Genomic DNA, 18,890 nt, shown 5'->3' on the forward strand with positions numbered 1-18,890 from the left:
TTAATAATTGGTATCAATAAAAACCAGACTCCGGAAATACCAAACCCTTAGCCGAAGAATTCAATACTGAAGCTAATTTCGTTAATTCATTCTTCCTATTCAATCCCTTTTACTACTTCTTTCTTAGGCATGGCAATGCTCCACATCCCTCTTAAATCACCCACTTGATAGTTAATCGCCTTGTCATCAGGGTAAAGATTTTTAATTTTTTCCACTGTCCCTTCTTGGATTTCCTTGCCGGGTTGTCCATGACAATTGAGGCAAAGCCCATTGGGTATGGTGATTGCCTTGGTAAATAGCAAGACCTGCCCATCTTCAATTTTCTGAATATTGGCTTGGTTTTCTATCTTATTTTCACTGTTATAAGCATAAGCATCCAGTAGTTCCTTTTCTTTTTCATTGGGAACATTTTTCGGATTGCGATTTTTCACAGAAACCCTCTTTATCGTCACTTTGTATTTATCTGCTACTTCTTTGGTTATGCCTAAGGCCTCCACATTACAAAAGCTTACCGCACCTTCCGGTCCTTTTTCCTGAATGGCTTTTTGCAAAGTCCCCATCAAAGCCTTCTGAGCTTCCATACTGATCTTTTCCCCCCACTTCATGGCATGCGTTGTAATTTCAGCTTCACTTAGTTTTTTCACCTCATTGGCTTTGTTTACCTCATCTACCAGTTTACGGTCAATTTTTTTTCCATCATTGCAACTGCTAATGCCAATGATCAAGGAAAGTCCTAAAATATACCAATTGTGTTTCAAACCCATCATCGTTGTAGTGTGTTTTATTATTAAATATAAGGACTTATCAAAAAAAAGACAACCTAATGAGCCACCTTTGCTGAAGAGCTTAAAACAGATCACCAATCCATTCTTAGCAATGTTAAATCTTAATTTCACTTTTACAAACTGCCTTTTTTGGCCCCTCAAACATATAAAATAAATCTGTGTCGGGTAATCATCAACATTATTGCTTAATTTTGCCTTCCAAATACAACAAGCATGCTGGACAAACTTGAAGCAATTAAAGATAGATTTGAAGAAGTTTCACAACTCATCATCCAACCGGATGTAATGAGTGACATGGGAAATTACACCAAATTGTCTAAAGAATACAAAGACCTGGAAAAAGTTGTTGCTGCATATGACAGTTACCGACTCACCTTAGAAAATATAGAAAGCACCAAAGCAATTCTGGATAAAGAGAAAGATCCGGAATTTCGTGAGATGGCTAAGGTGGAGTGGGAGGAATTGAAAAACAAAAAAGATGAGATGGAAGAAGATCTCAGAAAAATGTTAATTCCTAAAGACCCCAATGATTCCAAAGATTGTATCCTGGAAATTAGAAGTGGAACAGGAGGAGATGAAGCAGCCATCTTTGCGGGAGATCTGTTTAGAATGTACCAAAGGTTTAGCGAAAAGCAAAACTGGAACCTTACCATCCTGGATTTGACTTTTGGAACTTCCGGAGGTTATAAGGAGATCATTAGCTCCGTTTCCGGTGCGGATGTGTATGGAATGCTGAAGTATGAATCCGGCGTTCATCGGGTTCAGAGGGTTCCTGCCACAGAAACTCAAGGTAGGGTACATACTTCAGCAGCCACTGTTGCTGTTTTGCCTGAAATGGAAGAAGTGGATGTGGAAATAGACATGAATGAAGTTAGAAAAGACACCTATTGCTCCTCAGGGCCGGGTGGACAATCTGTAAACACCACTTATTCTGCTGTACGGCTTACACATGAACCTTCAGGTATTGTTGTGACCTGCCAAGACCAAAAATCGCAAATTAAAAACTTTGAAAAAGCTCTCAAAGTATTGCGGTCTAGGATCTATGAAATAGAGCTTGCCAAACATAACGAGGAAGTTGGAGCTCAAAGGAGATCTATGGTAGGAAGTGGGGACAGGTCAGACAAAATCCGAACCTACAATTACCCACAAAGTAGGGTGACAGATCACCGCATCAATAAAACCGTTTACAACCTCCCGGAAGTAATGGAAGGTAGTATTGAAGACTTTATAAGTGCTCTTAGATTCGCTGAAAATGCCGAAAAAATGAAGGGCGGAGGAATGGAAGATTAGTTGCTAATCAGCTTCCTTTGAAGTCCGATGATCAGAATTTATGTATTATAGCTTTTTTATTAGTTGCTACAAAACCTTGACGAGAAAACTGTCAAGGTTTTCTTTTGTGTTCAATCAAGCTCTTAAAGGACAAGAATTTTTCTTTTATACTCTTTTGTTCTGGTACGAATTACTAACACATGCAATCCTTTAGGCAGGTCATTGATAAAATAGACAAATTTCCCGGAAGAAGTGGCTACGTCTTTAATCTTCATTCCCATAGAATTGTATATGCCAATGTACTCCAACCCGGCTATTCCTTTTACAGAAACATGAATATCTCCGGTGAAAGAAGGGCTTGGAAAAACTTCAATATTCGCATCAGCTGCCTCTTCCTCTATAGAAGTGATAAGGTTAACATTTACCGAAAGGACTCTGCTGGGGCCTTGGTCACATGCATTTACCGGTGTCACTTGGATCACATGGTCACCAGGGCTCGTCCAGTTAACACGTAAGGAAGAGGTTCCTTGTCCGCTAATAATTTCTCCACCTCCGGAGATCGACCATTGATAGTTGATATCTTGTTCACCAACTACCTCATAATCTGCTTCTTGAAAACCGACCTTAACGGCACCTTGAATTTCGGAAGGTTGGTCAGGAACAGTTATTACACGGACAATCTTTTCGGTGGTAGGACCTTCACCGCAAGGGTTCCTACTTGACACTTTCACAATATGTTCATCTAAATTGGTCCATTCAATGGTGACTACAGCGGTACCTTGTCCCTCCCTTACTACTCCTCCTGTGGCTTCCCAGAAATATTCAGTACCCGGAACAGCGTCTACAAAATATTTTTCCAAAGTATTGACACAGACCACCCCTTCTCCTTGAATCACAGAGGTCTTCTTAGGCTCTTCTGAAACCACCACCTCCAATGCAGTGGTTTCTCCATTTCCACAATTATTAGCTCCCCTAACCATTACAGCATTTCTTCCCGGAGTATCCCATCTTATCACCACTCTGGTACTGCCTTGACCTTGAATTACGGTGCCTCCATCAACCCGCCAGTTGTATTCCACTCCTTCCAAGCCAAAGTCTTGAATAGAATAGATTTGCTGACTAATACAAATATTATCCTCCCCAAAAATGGTGGGAATAACATCGGGCACTTGACAGGTATATTGGTAAAGCAATCCATTTTCCCCAACTGCATAGCCTACATTCAAATCCCCAAAGCTAATACCGGTGAAATTTTGAAAAGTAGCTGTTTCCAATTGTTCCCAATTTTCGCCTGCATCAAAGGTGCGTAGAATCAAACCATTATCTCCGGTTATAAAGCCCACAGATTCGTCGAGAAATTCAATATCAGTTAAAGAGGTGTTGAAACCTGTTTGGATTTGTACCCAATTCAAGCCCTTGTCAACAGTTTTAAAAACAGCGCTTCCTGGACTTACGGCTATGGCAGTGTTTTCATCCAAGACTTCAAGGGCAATTAAATCTACACTGCTGCCTATGCTTACTTTCTGCCAATTTAAGCCGGCATCTGAGCTAATTAATACCATACCTTTTTCACCGATGATCAGCCCATCGTATTCATTGAAGAATGAAATATCATTCAGATTCACATCCTCGTAACCGGAAGATATTTCTTCCCAGTTTACCCCTTGATTATCGGTTTTAGTAATTAACCCTCTATCACCTACGGCAAAACCACTATTAAAATCGAAAAAGTATAGTCCATTTACATTCTTTATTGTACCGGGGTTCAGGGTAGTCCAGGTAACACCTGAGTTTCTTGTAGAAATAATATTCCCATTATTTCCCGATACAAATCCGGCAGTATTGGTAACAAAATACACAAAATTAAATGGCAAAGAAATAGGTCTGGAGCGATCTACCAAGCGAGATCCTCCGTTTGTAGTAGTTATTATCAGGCCATTTTCACCGACAATATAACCTTTTTGGTCTGTCACAAATTCTACCCCCTTATAATCGTTTGCATTTCCGAATAACCTCTGACTCCAGGTAGACCCGGTATTATTTGAAGAGATTAAGACCCCTCCTGATGCAACAGCCAAAACATTATTGGTTTCGGGCCGAATAGACAAGCGCTCGATATTTTCAACCGTCCTTGAGATAGCCCCTATAAAAGTAAGCCCTCCATTCGCTGTACGTAAAACAGTCCCCCCATCTCCACTTACAACCCCTATCTGGGGATATGAGGGATTGAAAATCACATCTTTAAGGTCTGTATCAATGCCACTATTTATAAATTGCCAAGTCTGAGCACCATTTTCTGTTTTGATAATGGCACCTTCATTACCTACAGCGTACCCGGTAGTGTCGTCCGTAAAATGTATAGCATTTAAAGGTACATCAAATCCGGAATCAAACAATTCCCAAGTCAGGCCGGCATTTGTTGTTTTAAGGATCTCCGAATCGGCGGTTACTGCATAACCAAGAAGTTCATCAACGAAAGACACTTTATTGATTGATGCTGCCGTTGGAACATTCACTGCCACCCATGTAGCCCCACTATTGCTTGAGCGTAAAATAGTACCGTTATCACCACTAATAACCATAATGTTTTCATCAACGTGAATAACATTATTTAATTCTTCCCCTTCAGTATAAGTAGGTTTTGCCCAACTAAGTCCTCCATCTGTGGATCTGTAAATGAGCCCTGCATCTCCTAGTAAGACCCCATTTTGGTCATCAAAAAATGAAACATCATTGACATTCATTCGTGCGGGGAGTTCCATTTCTATCCAGCTAAGCCCTCCATCTATTGACTTAAGCAATATGTTTTCTCCGCCAATATACCCCACATTTGTGTTTACCCATTGAATAGATTTGTAGTCATTTCCCCAGCTCCCTACTCTTCTCCAGCTTTGCCCAAACCCAATTTGAAAAAGTAAAAAAGTAAAAAAACATAAAAGTAAACCCCGCTTCATATAAATGCCTAAGTCTAAATAAATTATACTTACAAAAATAATATATAATTCAGCATATAACAGTAAAAAGAAACTTAATATGCTCTCTCTATCTGAAAGACCTTTTTCCTATTACAAAATCAAAAAATAAGGATATAAAAAAAAGGGCTAAAAAGCCCTTTTTGTAAAACTTAAAACAAGTTTCAATATTATCTATCTTTGCCTCCAACTGCAATCATGGCACATCTAAACCCAATATGGTTGGAAGAAGAATCTTGGTGCATGAATCTTCTGGTACCTGGAGCAAGCCAATAAGCTACATCTCTCCAAGATCCACCTTTAAAAACCCGGAAATTATCGTCAATCAAAGTGGTATTGTAAGTATCCTCTTCATCATTTGTTCCATCTTTTCTAATAGGGTTGAGGTCATCAAAATCTTGAAAGGAAAGCGGCCTGTAGACATCTTGTACCCACTCATTCATATTACCTGCCATATTGTACAAGCCAAAATCATTTGGAGGGAAATCATATACATTAGTAGGGATAATCTCTCCATCGTTTGAGACACTACCTGATAGACCTGCATAATCCCCTCGGCCTCTTTTAAAGTTGGCCAAGAAATCCCCTTGTCTGGATTTTCTTTTGATATTGTATGGGTTTCTAGGACCTCTTCCGTCCCAAGGATAAATCCTACCATTCTCTTGGTTTTCATCCATGTATTGTGTCCCAATCATCGCTTTGGCTGCAAATTCCCATTCTGCCTCATTCGGAAGTCGATAATTTGGAAATACCACACCTCGTTCTATTAACTGATCAAAAGAGAGTTCAGCAGTTTCTTCTTCGTCATCCTTTTTCTTTTTGCCTCCAAAATTTCTTTCCCGAGCCAGCTCGTTTACGTATTGAGTTCTCCAGGCACTGTACGCATTGGCCTGTGTCCAGCTTACACCTGCTACAGGATAGAAGTTAAATCCAGGATATCGGAAATAATAAGTGGAGTAAACATCATTGTAGGACATTGCATTTGCCCATACATTTTCATTTGGTTCCAGCTTTTTAAGAGAATCTGCACTGACACTGTCAGCTATATTAAAAAGAAATTCTTTATAATCTACGTTGGTAACCTCCGTTTCGTCCATATAAAACGAAGCAATTGTCACTGTTCTTTCCACATTATCGCGGAATCCCATTATGTCTTGTTCCTGCGATCCCAAGACTGCTCTTCCTCCTTGAATGAAAACCAATCGTGGTCCGATAACCTCTCTTGGCAGCCTAAATACCTGAAAAGCAGAATCCTCTTCATCAAAACTGTATTTAGCTCCGGTTGATGCACTTACACCCCCGGGATTGCTAGCTGTCCTTCTTGAGCTTTGTTGGCCACAAGATGACACCAATAATCCCAGTAAAGCGACTGCAACAAAAAAACTAAATTGAAAATTTTTATTCTCAAATTTCATGCGACAAGTTTTAAGTTTTGTCTTAATAAAACGCTAATATATGACCAATAATATATTTTAACAATATTCTTTTTTTTATCAAACCAAAGATTAAAACCGACTAGATCTTTTTTTTGTTAAAAACGACAAAAAAAATTGTATAATCTCAACAAACCTCCACACGAAATTTCATCTTAAATTTTAAAAAAAAGAAGGAGTTATTTTTTAATCATCCACTCTAACCCTTTGTTTATTAAACAAATCTAGATTTTAAGCTAAATAATTATTCATTTACTGTCATTTCAGCAAGCCAGTTTTGGGCTTTCTGAATAGTATCCACTCCTTTCACTATAAGGATCAAACGATCTTTGGTCTCCTTTATTTTGCAAAGCCTACTTTTTGATTGAATAAATTTAATAATATTCATGAAAACAGGAGAGCTAAAATAAGGATCTTCTTTTGATGAAACGAAGTAACATTTCATTTGTTCATTTTTCAAAGAAAGTTTTTCAAAACCAAGGTTAACGGCCATCCACCTGAGCTCAACTGTTTCAAGCAATGCCTGAACTCTTTCCGGAATCTCACCAAATCTATCTCGGATCTCTTTTCTGAATTTATCAAGGGATTCCTCTTCTTTAATATTATCCAATTTGGAATACAAGCTCAACCTTTCTGAAATATTGCTTACATAACTTTCGGGTATCAAGAGTTCCATATCAGTTTCTATTACACAATCCTGAACCAATGGTGCCACCACCTTTTTCAAGTCTTGCTCAAAAATCGATGCAAATTCAGTTTGCTTAAGTTCCTGTACAGCATCGTCAAGTATTTTATGGTACATTTCAAAACCCAAATCAGAGATAAAACCACTTTGTTCGGCCCCTAATAAATTCCCGGCTCCTCGAATGTCCAAATCCCTCATGGCTACTTTAAACCCGTCTCCAAGATCGGAAAATTCTTCCATGGCTTGTAACCTTTTCCTGGTCTCTGGGGTCAATGTAGAAGTTGGTGGGGTTAACAATATGCAATAGGCTTTTTTATTGCTTCTCCCTACTCTACCTCTCATTTGATGCAAATCACTCATGCCAAACATATTAGCCCGATTGATAATTATGGTGTTTGCATTGGGAATATCAAGCCCTGATTCAATAATATTGGTAGACACCAACACATCATAATTACCTTCTATAAAATCTACCATAATTTTCTCAAGTTTTTTCCCATCCATCTGCCCGTGAGCCCCTATGACCCTGGCATCAGGTACCAGTCTCAAAATCAAGTTGGCAATGGAGTCTATTTCCATGACCCTATTGTGAACAAAAAACACCTGGCCTCCCCGGCCTAACTCAGTGGCAACCGCATCTCGGATAACATCTTCCCTAAAAGTATGTATCTCGGTTGTGACCGGCTGTCGATTAGGTGGAGGAGTAGCAATGACGGAAAGGTCTCTGGCACCCATTAATGAAAAATGAAGGGTTCGGGGTATTGGAGTAGCTGTCAGAGTAAGCACATCCACATTGACTCGAAGCTGCTTTAGCTGATCTTTGACCTTGACTCCAAACTTTTGTTCCTCATCAATGACCAACAAACCAAGGTCCTTGAAACGCATTGCTTTGTTAACAATTTTATGCGTACCAATTAGAATATCTATTTCACCACTTCCTACTTTTTCTATGATTTCCCTAACCTCTTTGGCCGTTCTGAACCGGTTGATATAATCAATGGTGACGGGAAAATTCTCCAACCTTTCTTTGAAAGTCTGGTAATGTTGCATGGCCAAGATGGTGGTGGGTACCAATACCGCCACCTGCTTTCGGTCATTTACTGCTTTGAATACCGCCCTTACAGCTACTTCCGTTTTGCCAAAACCCACATCTCCACACACCAGCCTATCCATAGGGTAAGGCTTCTCCATGTCTTGCTTAACGTCAGCCGTAGCAGAAGCCTGATCTGGAGTATCTTCATAAATAAAGGAGCTTTCCAACTCCACTTGGAGCACACTATCTGTAGAAAATTTATGCCCGGAAGCAGCCTTCCTTTTGGAGTATAACTTGATTAAGTCTTTGGCAATATCCTTTACTTTGCTCTTGACCCTTTTCTTTTTATTTTCCCATTCCTGGGTACCCAGCTTAGACATAATAGGCATCGTGCCTTCCTGACTGCTGTACTTAGAAATTTTGTGTAAAGAGTGAATATTCACATAAAGCAAGTCATCGTCTCTAAACACCAATCGAATGGCTTCCTGCAACTTACCATTTACCTCCACTTTTTCTAACCCGGCAAAGCGACCGATTCCATAATCCACATGGACAATAAAATCTCCCGGATGCAGACTTTTAATCTCTTTTAAGGTAAGGGCCTTAGACTTGGAAGTTTTTTTGGTTGTTTTGTACCTGTAAAACCTTTCAAAGATTTGATGGTCTGTATAGCAGGCAATTTTCAAAGAATTATCAACAAACCCTTCCTTTAGGTTAATAGGCAATGTTTGAACCGATAGTGCGGGGTCTAATTCATGGAAAATATTGGTCAGGCGACTTACTTGCTTCTCGCTTTCAGAGCAGATGATATTCGCAATCCCTTTGGCCGAATTTTCATTGAGGTTTTGCACCAGGAGTTCAAACTGCTTGTTAAATGAAGGCTGCGGCTGTCCTTTAAATTGATATTCAGGAACACCTTTCCATTCAAACACATGACCAAAGGCTAGCAAGGTGAAAGGTTCTATTTGGGCTTCAAAAATCCTTTCCTCAAGAAACAGTTTTTCCGGTGCCATAAGTAAAGAACTATTCTCTCCGGAATCACCATAATGCTTACAAGCTTTTTCATACAATTGCTTGATGGTATTGGTAACATGCTTGAAGTCTTTGATCCAAAAACAAGTATCTTCAGGAAAGAAGTCCATGATGGATTGCCTAATTTCCTTTTCCATTGTGGTCTGGATATTGGGCAATATACTGATTTGATCCACAGTGCCTGTTGACAACTGGCTTTCCGGGTCAAAAGTCCTGATGCTATCTATTTCTTTACCGAAAAGTTCCAGCCGGTAAGGCAAATCACTGGCATAAGAAAAAATATCGATGATCCCTCCCCTAACGGCAAATTGACCGGCTTCATACACGAAATCAGCTTTCTCAAAACCATATGCACTCAATAGTTCTTCAATAAACTCCAGATCTACCTTTTCTCCCACCTTTACTGCAAAGGTGTTTTCTTTGAGGCTTTTTTTGTTGATAACCTTCTCATATATCGCTTCCGGGGAGGTGATCAGCACCTTGCCGGTCAAACTTTCATCAGACAGCCGATTGAGGATTTCGGAACGCATCAATACATTTGCATTCTCCACTTCTTCATGGTGATAGGGCCTTTTGTAACTGGCCGGGTAATGATAGGCGGTTTCACCGGCGAAAGTTTGCCAATCACTTGCCAGGTAAGCAGCTTCTTCCCGATCATTGGCCAAGACAAGATGAAAACCACCGTTGAGCTTGGTGATGGCATGAACGATCAACATGTCCATGCTGCCCGAAAGCCCTTTCACATTTATTTTCTTTTGTCCTCCGGAACCAATACTTAATGCAAGATTCTTTACAAATGGATCCTCTTCGTAAAGTGATAAAAACGATTGCTTGTCCAACTATTCTCCTTTATGATGCCCCGGGACGGGGCTATACTAATTACATTTTAAACAACTAATAATAAACCAATTAAAAGCAAGCCTTCTCTTCCTCTTCAGCATTTTCCACAGCCTCTAATAGACGACCATATCATTAAATCGTTTATTTATTTACAGCATCTATAAACCCATTTTAGATTTATAAATTAAGTGGATGCAATTTATTAAATATCATTGAAACCCCATTAGGGCTCAAAGGATATCTAGATTAACAAATGGTAAACATTGAAAAAAGTTTAACTTTTTACTTATTTGTGACAACGTTATCCCCTTTTCATTTGTTAATCCTATCATGAGCCTATCAAAAGAAAGGGAATCAACCCATTGGTTTAAAAAAATAGAGCAGTTACACCCCTACCGTATGCTAATTTATTTGGCGATGTTTAGTAGTGGGTTGGTCTTTTTTTTCTTGGCAACAGCATTTGTACTTTCTCAGACGACATCCAATTCCCTTGGACAATACCAAATGCCAAAATCATTTATTATTAGTAGTTTTATGATCATAGGGAGCGCCTTTATTTCGGCGCAGATCATTCCTGGTTTCTTGGCCCAGGATTTAAAGAAAACCAAACGTAACCTTGCCTATACACTAGCCTTGGGCATATTTTTTGCCCTATTCCAATTCAAAGGCTGGCAAGAGTTGGCTGCATCAGGTATAGATTTCACAGGTTTACCTTCAGGTAGTTTCCTCTATTTGCTTAGCGGTATTCACCTTTTTCACCTTGCCGGAGCCATGATTTACGCAATAATCTTATTGGTATCATTGCAAAATAGTGAACAAGACCAGGTGAAATCATTGTTAATTTTAACAAATCCTTATGAAAAAATGAGACTAGAATTGTTTAGCATTTACTGGAAATTTATGGACATTGTCTGGCTTATATTGTTTGGACTTTTCCTATGGGTATTTTAGCTTTGAAGAAAGAAGAAAAAGGGACTTAACCATTTTAATTTAAGTGGCTTAGGAATCTCTCTAAGTCAAAAAACTGCAATTACATCTAATATAAAAGTTTGGTTGCTCAAGCCTCAGGCCAACGAATCCATCCTTTATTATTTAATTGAGGAAATGAAAAATATTACGGAAGGTATTTCTATCAATTAATCGTAAATTGCAAAAAAAGTAAACTTATGTCAGAAAAACAATTTGAAATAAATATCGATCCCGACTGGATAAAAAAGTATTTGTCCAAAATCATCTTCGGATTGGTAGTAATTATCATGGTGTTTTCAGCTATTAAAACAGTGGGCCCGGAAGAAGAAGGTGTAGTGATTCAACTTGGTGAATACAACCGTACAGTTTCACCAGGATTAAACTTTATCATTCCTTTCGTGGAAACCATGTATAAGATACCGGTTCAAAGGCAATTAAAGCTGGAGTTTGGGTTTCGTTCCACTTCCACCTCAAATGGCCAGTCTCAATATGCTAAATCCGGCTTTATAGACGAGAGCATGATGCTGACGGGAGACCTTAATTTAACAGATGTGGAATGGGTGGTCCAATATCGAATTGTAGATTCTTACAAATATTTATTTAAAGTAAGGAATGCAGAAAAGACATTGAATGACATGTCTGAGTCTGCCATGAGAAAAATTGTGGGAGACAGGACGGTCAACGAAGTGCTTACAGTGGGTCGTCAGGAAATTGCCACCAGTGTAGAAGTTTTGTTGCAGGAAATGTGTGATGAATATGAAAATGGGATTAGGGTAGATCAGGTTGTATTACAAGATGTCAACCCGCCTGAACCTGTCAAACCAAGTTTCAATGCCGTAAATGAAGCCCAGCAGGAGAGGGAAACCTTGATTAATCAAGCAGAGGCGGATTATAACCGAATTATCCCCAGAGCAAGGGGGGAGGCTGAAGAAACCATACAATTGGCAGAAGCCTATGCATTGACAAGGGTAAATGGAGCCAGAGGTGAAGCTGAAAGATTCAATTCAATTTTCAAAGCTTATATCAAATCTCCCGAAGTGACCAAGCAAAGAATTTATTTGGAAACGCTTGAAAAAGTGCTGCCAAAAATTGGCAATAAAATCATCACTGATGAAAAAGGAAGCAATGTATTGCCATTATTAAACCTAAATAAAGCTGCAACTCCTACTCAGTAAGTTTTCAAAATAACCTCATCTAAGCATGAAAAAGAGCAATTTATTCTATATAATACTGGTAGTAGTCGCAATCATTTTATCAGCTCAAAGCGTATTTATACTAGACGAAACCCAACAAGCCATTGTTACACAGTTTGGCAAACCTGTAGGTGAACCAAGAACCAGCCCTGGAGTAAATATTGTCGTTCCATTTATACAAAAAGTACAGTTTTTTGACAAACGATATCTTGAATGGGATGGAGACAAAAACCAGGTTCCAACCAAAGACAAAAAGTACATTTTTGTGGACACCTATGCCCGCTGGGAGATTACCAACCCACTTCAATTTTTTATCCGACTAAGAGACGAAAGGTCTGCTCAATCAAGGCTTGACGACATTCTCGACGGAGAAACACGAAATGCAATTGCAAACCACAACCTATTAGACATCGTTCGCTCTACCAATAGAGAGCCGGAGGTAACCGAAGAATTTATGGAGGAGCTTGAAGTCCTTGAAGAAATTGAAGTAGGTCGAGACAAAATAGAAGAAATCATTTTACAGAAAGCCAATGAAAGGACTTCTGACCTAGGGGTAAGAATATTGGATTTTCGTTTCAAAAGAATGAACTACGTAGATGAAGTAAGAGACAGGGTTTACGACAGGATGATTAGTGAGAGAAACAGGATTGCAGACCAGTTCCGATCAGAAGGACAAGGGGAAGCCAGGAAAATCCTTGGTGACAAGGAAAGAGATCTAGCCCAGATTCAGTCAGAAGCCCAAAGACAAGCAGAGGAAATCAGAGGACGTGCCGACGCAGAAGCTACTGAAATATATGCTTCTGCCTATAATCAAAACCGTCAATCAATTGACTTGTACAAGTTCCTTCGCTCAATGGAAGCTCTCGAAAATTCCCTTGATGAAGAAACCAACCTGGTAATTTCTTCTGATAGTGACTTGTTCAATTACCTAAAACAAATGAATTAATCACATCTTTAGCGATTGATGAAAATTAGCCTTAGCACCAAGGTAGGCCAAAACTACCTGAAAGTAAAAGAAGGATTTAATGCCGAATTGTTTACGGCATTAAATCCCCCTTTTCCTCCTGTAAAATTGCTCCGCTTTGACGGGTCCTCTACGGGAGATCTGGTGAGTTTATCCCTAAATTTCATCTTTTTCAAGCAGGTGTGGACCAGTAAGATTACAGCGGATCATTTGGATGAAAAAGAATTTTTTTTCGTTGATGAAGGAATAAAGCTACCTTTCTTCCTCAAAAAATGGCGACATAAACATCGAATAGTGGCCGATGGTAGTGATCAAAGCATAATCATTGATGAAATAAATTTTTCATCTCCAAACCGACTCTTAGACTATCTTATGTTCCCGGTCTTATACTTCCAGTTTTCATTGAGAAAACCAACCTACAGAAAAACCTTTTCTAAAAAAATATAACTTGAGAACAAAGAGCTGAAAGAAATCCAGCTCGACGCCTTGATTAATGTACCGGCAAGTTTTCACAATTTCGAATCTGGCAATCTCCGTAGAGCACCAATGAATGACTGGTAATGTTTGAGGAAAAAGCTTTCCCCATATCTTCTTTAATCAGGTTAATTCTTTGGTCAGAAAATTCCAAAATTTTCCGACACTGATTACAGACGTAATGGTCATGGTGTTTATAAGTCAGCGCCTGCTCATACAGGGCAACTTTATCCTTAAACTGGTGTTTTACAGCCAACCCACATTCCACCAATAAATCTAAGGTATTATATATGGTTGCCCTACTAATAGAATAACCATTGTTACGCATTCTTAAAAATAAACCTTCAACATCTATATGCTCATCTTGAGGCAAAGCATATAGCTCATCTATTACAGAAAACCTTTCAGGGGTTTTACGGCTACCTTGTCTAACAAGGTAGTTTTCAAAAATTTTCTTCGCTTTCTCAATGATAGACTTTTCGGCCATGATTTATTTATGTAAAGAATAAAGATCAGCTATTTTTTAGATTTTTCAAACCATAAAACTTTTGAATCGATAAAAGACCAGTTATTTTCAATGGTTCTAAATTAGTATCGACTTAAATATTATATCAATATTTTATTTTAACCCATCCATTTCAGTGGATTAACACTTTTTCAAATTTCCAAGAGTAGTGGAGCTTCACTACTAAAGAACCCGTTAAAAATGAGCCTTAAAAACCTTTTCGCATAATTATTGTTCAACTTCCAGCACTGAGTCAGAAAAATCTAATACTCAACTAAGACAATTAAGAACTTCTTAAATCAAAATTATTTTATATATTAAAGGAACAATAAATCATCATGCATAATAGGAACCAGTGGCTTATCATTCTTCTTATTTGGTCTTTACCAGTTTGGCCTGTAAAGAGTCAAGTCCCTGGTTTTTATATGAAAAGAGCGAAAAAGAAAATAACCCTACCTTTTATAGATTCAAACAGTCTCATTATCCTTCCCGTATCCATCAATGGTGGACCACCGGTAAATTTCATTTTTGACACCGGTGTAAAATCAAATATTTTTTTTAGCAAATCTATAGCTGATGAATTGCAAATGCATTATACAAGAAAACTCAATTTGGTGGGTGCAGATGGACAAACCGTCTTGAGCGCCTCTGTATCTCCAAACAACCATTTTGACTTGGGCCCCATTGAGGGAATTTTTCAGGCCATTCTGGTATTGGATGAGGATTTTTTAGAGTTAGAGAAAGTCCTTGGCGTACCTATTTATGGGGTAATTGGACATGAGTTTTTCAAGAACAACCCAATAAAAGTTGATTATGATAATGGATGGATCACTTTTTATGAAAGGCAAGCATTAAAATGGAAACCTTTTTGGTATAGAGAAATCCCCATAGAATTAATTGGCAATAAACCTTATGTACTTACTAGTATAAAGCAGGCAAATGGACCTGATTTGGAAGCCAAACTACTCATTGATACAGGAGCTAACCATGGCTTACTTCTCAACCAGGAAACCAGTGAAGACATTGTTCTTCCAGAACCCAACCTAAAGAGCAGTCTAGGTAGATCTCTAGGGGGAGATTTAAAAGGTTTTGTCGGAAGGGTAAAGAAATTATCTTTAAATGGCTTGAACTTTAGAGGTGTGATCACCTCTTTCCCTGAAGAAAATGAGTTTTCTGAAGTTCTGATAAATACGGGAAGAATGGGTAGCCTGGGGTCTGAACTCCTCAACCACATGAAGATTATTTTCGATTATCCGAGAAACCGAATATTATACAAGAAAAGTGCTAAATACAAAACTCCTTTTAAATATGACATGAGTGGTCTTAGCGTTCGGGTAAGTTCTTTAGAAGAGAAAAGATACTATATCCACGAGGTTCGTGAAAATTCACCTGCTTACCGACAAGGTGCTAGAGAATTGGATGAGATTCTTACCATCAATAAAATACCAGCCATGTTTTGGGAGCTCTCGGATATTACAGAATTGCTAAGATCTAAGGAAGGGGAAGTGATTTCTTTGGAGCTTTTAAGAGCAGACCCGGAGGGAAATTCAAAAGACCGTATTCACAAAGTTACTTTTTTACTCGAGAAACAATTATAGGAAAAATAAAATGTAAGTATAATAACGAGTTTTATATAATGAATTATGAATTTGATATCTTTTTTTGTATTAAGCCCGTATTTTTTTATAAATTTAGTGAAGTTTTCACCTAGTTTTTAGTCTTTCACTCCACCAACCTGATGTTTGAAAATATTTTCAAATCCCAATTACTGACTTTTAAAAAATTACATGATGGTGAAATTGAGGTTCTTTATCAATCCAATGACACCATTCCCTGGGAGGACCGGGAGCTCAAATCCTTAAACAAAGATATACAGAATGATATTTATTCAACCCAAAATGTCTCCTTACTAATCGGTATATTTAATCAATTAAGGAAAAGTGATCATTTCGAAACTTTTCTTTTATTGGACAGACATTCTTTTGTAAAGGTAAAAATTGAAGGGTGTATTGTTCCTCATGGAGAAAATGAATTTTTGGTGAATGCCATGGTCAACCAAATACCTTGCAATTCCGGCAGGTCTTGGTTGATTTATACCGAAGGACAAAGGGTCCTTACAGAGCTAGGCAGTCCAAAAACTCATCCCTTATCCAAGGTAAATGATCTTGAACAATATTTATGGGCTGAATATCCTCAACTTAAAGAAAAATGTGGTAGTCTGTTGACCGCAAGAAACCCGGAAAACATCAAGATAGAATCTAAAGGTTTCAAATTCAAAATCAACAATATTTGTTCCAGCTATTATTTGATTTCCGTAGAAGAGCCCCGGACACTTAAGCCTTCTAGTAAAAAGATAAAGAAGCAGGGTAAAATTGTTGATTTCGAACAACATGAAAAGATTTACTTCAAATACCTAAAGAAAACCCAAGAAGTATTGTGGGCCGGTCCATTGTTTAACCTACTGGGCTATGAAGATGGGAATTTTCGAAGTTTTTATATTTGGGATTGGCTAAATTTGATCCACCCCGAGGACAAGCAAAAAGTAGAAGATTTTATATCCCAAGACCAATACGGGAAAAATTACTATTCTATTAATTATAGGGTCAAACACAAAAAAGGGCATTATCAAGAAGTGAAGAACAATGTGCGCTTTTTTCAAAGCCCATATACTTTTGAAGAAGGACTTACAGGTAACCTCATCAACATTTCTGCCCATCAATATAACCCTATCAAACCGAAGAGCAAGGAAGGCCTCATCAAAAAACTTTCCGAGAAAAAATTTATTCAGGGCATGCTGACAGAAGTGTCGGCCATCTCGAGTTTATTTAAAGGAAAAAACTTATTCGAAGAGATTAATTTTCTTATTTATAAAAAGTTAGGATTTAAATATTGCCTCATAGGAAATTTAAGCAACGGAAACAAGAAAATGGAGGTCTTGTCCCTTTGCGATGAAGGAAAAAAGCTTTCAGACAAAGATGGGAAATGGAGCGAAATCCTAAATAAGGAATTGCTATCACTAGACAGCAACAACAATTTTTTGATGATTAGTTCTGAAAATAGTGAGTGCTTAGCAAACATCTCCATCTTGGCTAAACAGCAAATCAGTTCCTTAATTAGGTTAAAACTATACGACACGGAAAGAAATGAAATCGGAACTTTGTGCCTGCTTCATGACCAACCAATAAAAAACAAAACCCATTATAGTGAGCTGTTTGGCATCTTAAGAGATTGGATTAGCAAAGAGCTATATCGTTTCCGATTCGAAACCATGCTTCAAGAAACCAATTATATGCATGATGCAATACTGAACGGTACTGCCTATGCCATCTTTTCTGTCAACCATCAATTTGAACCAATACTGATAAACAATAAGACCCTCCCACTATTAAATATAAAGGACAAAGAAGACTTACTGAAAACCATTCTAATAAAAGACAATAAAAGAAAATCACTTCGTCAGGTAATCATCAATTTTTTAAAAACCAATCGGAAAGTAGCCTACTTCCATCTCCCTTGTAAAGGTAGCCTTGATAAGGAGCTAAAAATATCATTTACCAGGGTCTTGTACGGAAAAGAAAACAAGGAGTCCTATGTAGTTTTTGTAGATGACATTACGGAAAGAACCCTCTCTGAAAAGAAACTTATTGCTTCTGAGCAGCTATATAGAAGTATTGCAGGAAATTTCCCCCGAGGAACAGTAGATGTTTTAGACAAAAACTATTGTTATTTATTCACCGATGGAGAAGAATACAAGTTATCGGGTATAGATCCCAAATCTTTCATCGGAACCAACTTATTAAAACAGTTTACGGGTAAAACATTGAAAGTTGTCAAGAGCAACCTTAGCAAAGTATTAGAAGGCCAAAGGGTTAGTTTTGAGACCGAGACAAAAAGCAATAAATACTTACAAAGTGCGGTACCTTTAATGAACGACGCCAATGAAGTAGACCGTATTTTATTGGTAAAACAAAATATTACGGAAGCCAAAAAACTTGAATCAGATCGACTCAACTTAATCAAAGACTTGAAATCTCATAATGAAGAACTTTTGAGATTTGCTTATATCGTATCACATAACCTGAGGGCTCCTATAGTCAATATTTCATTATTACTAGACTTGTACAATGAGGATGATCCTTCAGATCCAGAAAATCAAGAAGTTTGGGAAAACCTTAAAATCTCAACCAATTTACTAGACTCCACCCTTCAGGATCTCATAGAGGTGGTTTCCATTAAGAAACAAAAAATACCTAAGGTAGAACACATTGATTTTAAGTTGCTTCTCAACAATATTGAAAAAAGCTTATACAACCAACTTAAAGAATCAGGAATAGTCATCAATAAAGATTTTACAGCATTAAATGACATCAATTATATTTATGCACATCTGGAAAACTTTTTGATGAACTTTATGACCAATGCTGTCAAATATAAACATCCGGAACGAAATCCTATCGTCAATATCAAGACCTATAGAGATGGAAAATATTGTGTCATTAGATTTGAAGACAATGGTATAGGAATAGATTTATCCAGATATGGTGATCGTATTTTTGGACTCTACCAAAGATTTCATACCCATGTCGAAGGAAAGGGCTTGGGGCTTTATCTAGTTCGAGAGCAAATCAGGGCTCATGATGGTAAAATAGAAGTAGAAAGCAAAGTTGGCAAAGGAACCATATTTAGAATTTACCTTAGAAACCTAATCATCAATCAGCCTTAACTCTAAACACCGG

At 38.0% G+C, this 18,890-nt stretch carries 12 protein-coding genes; 7 read left to right on the plus strand and 5 right to left on the minus strand.

Annotated elements, in window-relative coordinates; genetic code table 11:
- Positions 1-95: 95 nt before the first annotated feature.
- The gene (locus ACYVHJ_RS14005) at positions 96-767 is read right to left on the minus strand and encodes a Tll0287-like domain-containing protein (protein WP_460515763.1); all 672 of its coding nucleotides are present in this window, start codon (positions 765-767) and stop codon (positions 96-98) included.
- 231 nt (positions 768-998) lie between these two features.
- Here ACYVHJ_RS14005 and prfA point away from each other — a divergent pair, with 231 nt between their 5' ends.
- Positions 999-2,075: a peptide chain release factor 1 gene (gene prfA / locus ACYVHJ_RS14010; protein ID WP_339903614.1), complete on the plus strand. Its 1,077-nt coding sequence runs from the start codon at positions 999-1,001 to the stop codon at positions 2,073-2,075.
- A gap of 122 nt (positions 2,076-2,197) precedes the next feature.
- Here prfA and ACYVHJ_RS14015 read toward each other — a convergent pair whose 3' ends face one another.
- The 3 genes from ACYVHJ_RS14015 to mfd all read right to left on the minus strand — a co-directional run bounded on the left by ACYVHJ_RS14015 (position 2,198) and on the right by mfd (position 10,048).
- Complete coding sequence (locus tag ACYVHJ_RS14015; RefSeq protein ID WP_460515766.1) at positions 2,198-5,008, minus strand: YCF48-related protein; 2,811 nt, start codon at positions 5,006-5,008, stop codon at positions 2,198-2,200.
- A gap of 188 nt (positions 5,009-5,196) precedes the next feature.
- Positions 5,197-6,441 (minus strand): gliding motility lipoprotein GldJ, encoded by a 1,245-nt coding sequence (gene gldJ / locus ACYVHJ_RS14020; protein ID WP_460515768.1) that lies wholly within the window; start codon positions 6,439-6,441, stop codon positions 5,197-5,199.
- Between the two features lie 262 nt (positions 6,442-6,703).
- On the minus strand, positions 6,704-10,048 hold the full coding sequence (mfd, locus tag ACYVHJ_RS14025) for a transcription-repair coupling factor (RefSeq protein ID WP_460515770.1): 3,345 nt from the start codon (positions 10,046-10,048) through the stop codon (positions 6,704-6,706).
- 331 nt (positions 10,049-10,379) lie between these two features.
- Between mfd and ACYVHJ_RS14030 the strand changes: the two genes are divergently transcribed.
- From ACYVHJ_RS14030 to ACYVHJ_RS14045, 4 genes are all read left to right on the plus strand, one after another.
- Entirely contained in the window at positions 10,380-11,000 is a 621-nt protein-coding gene (locus ACYVHJ_RS14030) for a cytochrome c oxidase subunit 3 (protein ID WP_339900934.1), read from the plus strand.
- A 215-nt stretch (positions 11,001-11,215) separates the two neighbouring features.
- Entirely contained in the window at positions 11,216-12,193 is a 978-nt protein-coding gene (gene hflK, locus ACYVHJ_RS14035) for a protease modulator HflK (protein WP_460515772.1), read from the plus strand.
- Positions 12,194-12,218: 25 nt separating this feature from the next.
- Positions 12,219-13,157, plus strand: a complete 939-nt coding sequence (gene hflC, locus ACYVHJ_RS14040) for a protease modulator HflC (protein ID WP_460515774.1) — start codon at positions 12,219-12,221, stop codon at positions 13,155-13,157.
- An 18-nt stretch (positions 13,158-13,175) separates the two neighbouring features.
- Positions 13,176-13,622: an SRPBCC family protein gene (locus tag ACYVHJ_RS14045; RefSeq protein WP_339900930.1), complete on the plus strand. Its 447-nt coding sequence runs from the start codon at positions 13,176-13,178 to the stop codon at positions 13,620-13,622.
- 43 nt (positions 13,623-13,665) lie between these two features.
- Here ACYVHJ_RS14045 and ACYVHJ_RS14050 read toward each other — a convergent pair whose 3' ends face one another.
- Positions 13,666-14,136 carry a Fur family transcriptional regulator gene (locus tag ACYVHJ_RS14050; RefSeq protein ID WP_339900929.1) on the minus strand — a complete coding sequence of 157 codons (471 nt, stop codon included), beginning with the start codon at positions 14,134-14,136 and terminating at the stop codon, positions 13,666-13,668.
- Between the two features lie 443 nt (positions 14,137-14,579).
- On the opposite strand from ACYVHJ_RS14050, the gene ACYVHJ_RS14055 reads away from it, so the two are divergent.
- Both ACYVHJ_RS14055 and ACYVHJ_RS14060 read left to right on the plus strand, forming a co-directional pair.
- The gene (locus ACYVHJ_RS14055; protein ID WP_339900928.1) at positions 14,580-15,752 is read left to right on the plus strand and encodes a pepsin/retropepsin-like aspartic protease family protein; all 1,173 of its coding nucleotides are present in this window, start codon (positions 14,580-14,582) and stop codon (positions 15,750-15,752) included.
- Between the two features lie 140 nt (positions 15,753-15,892).
- Entirely contained in the window at positions 15,893-18,877 is a 2,985-nt protein-coding gene (locus ACYVHJ_RS14060; protein ID WP_460515777.1) for an ATP-binding protein, read from the plus strand.
- Positions 18,878-18,890: the final 13 nt, after the last annotated feature.

It is taken from the genome of Cyclobacterium sediminis (assembly GCF_054781075.1).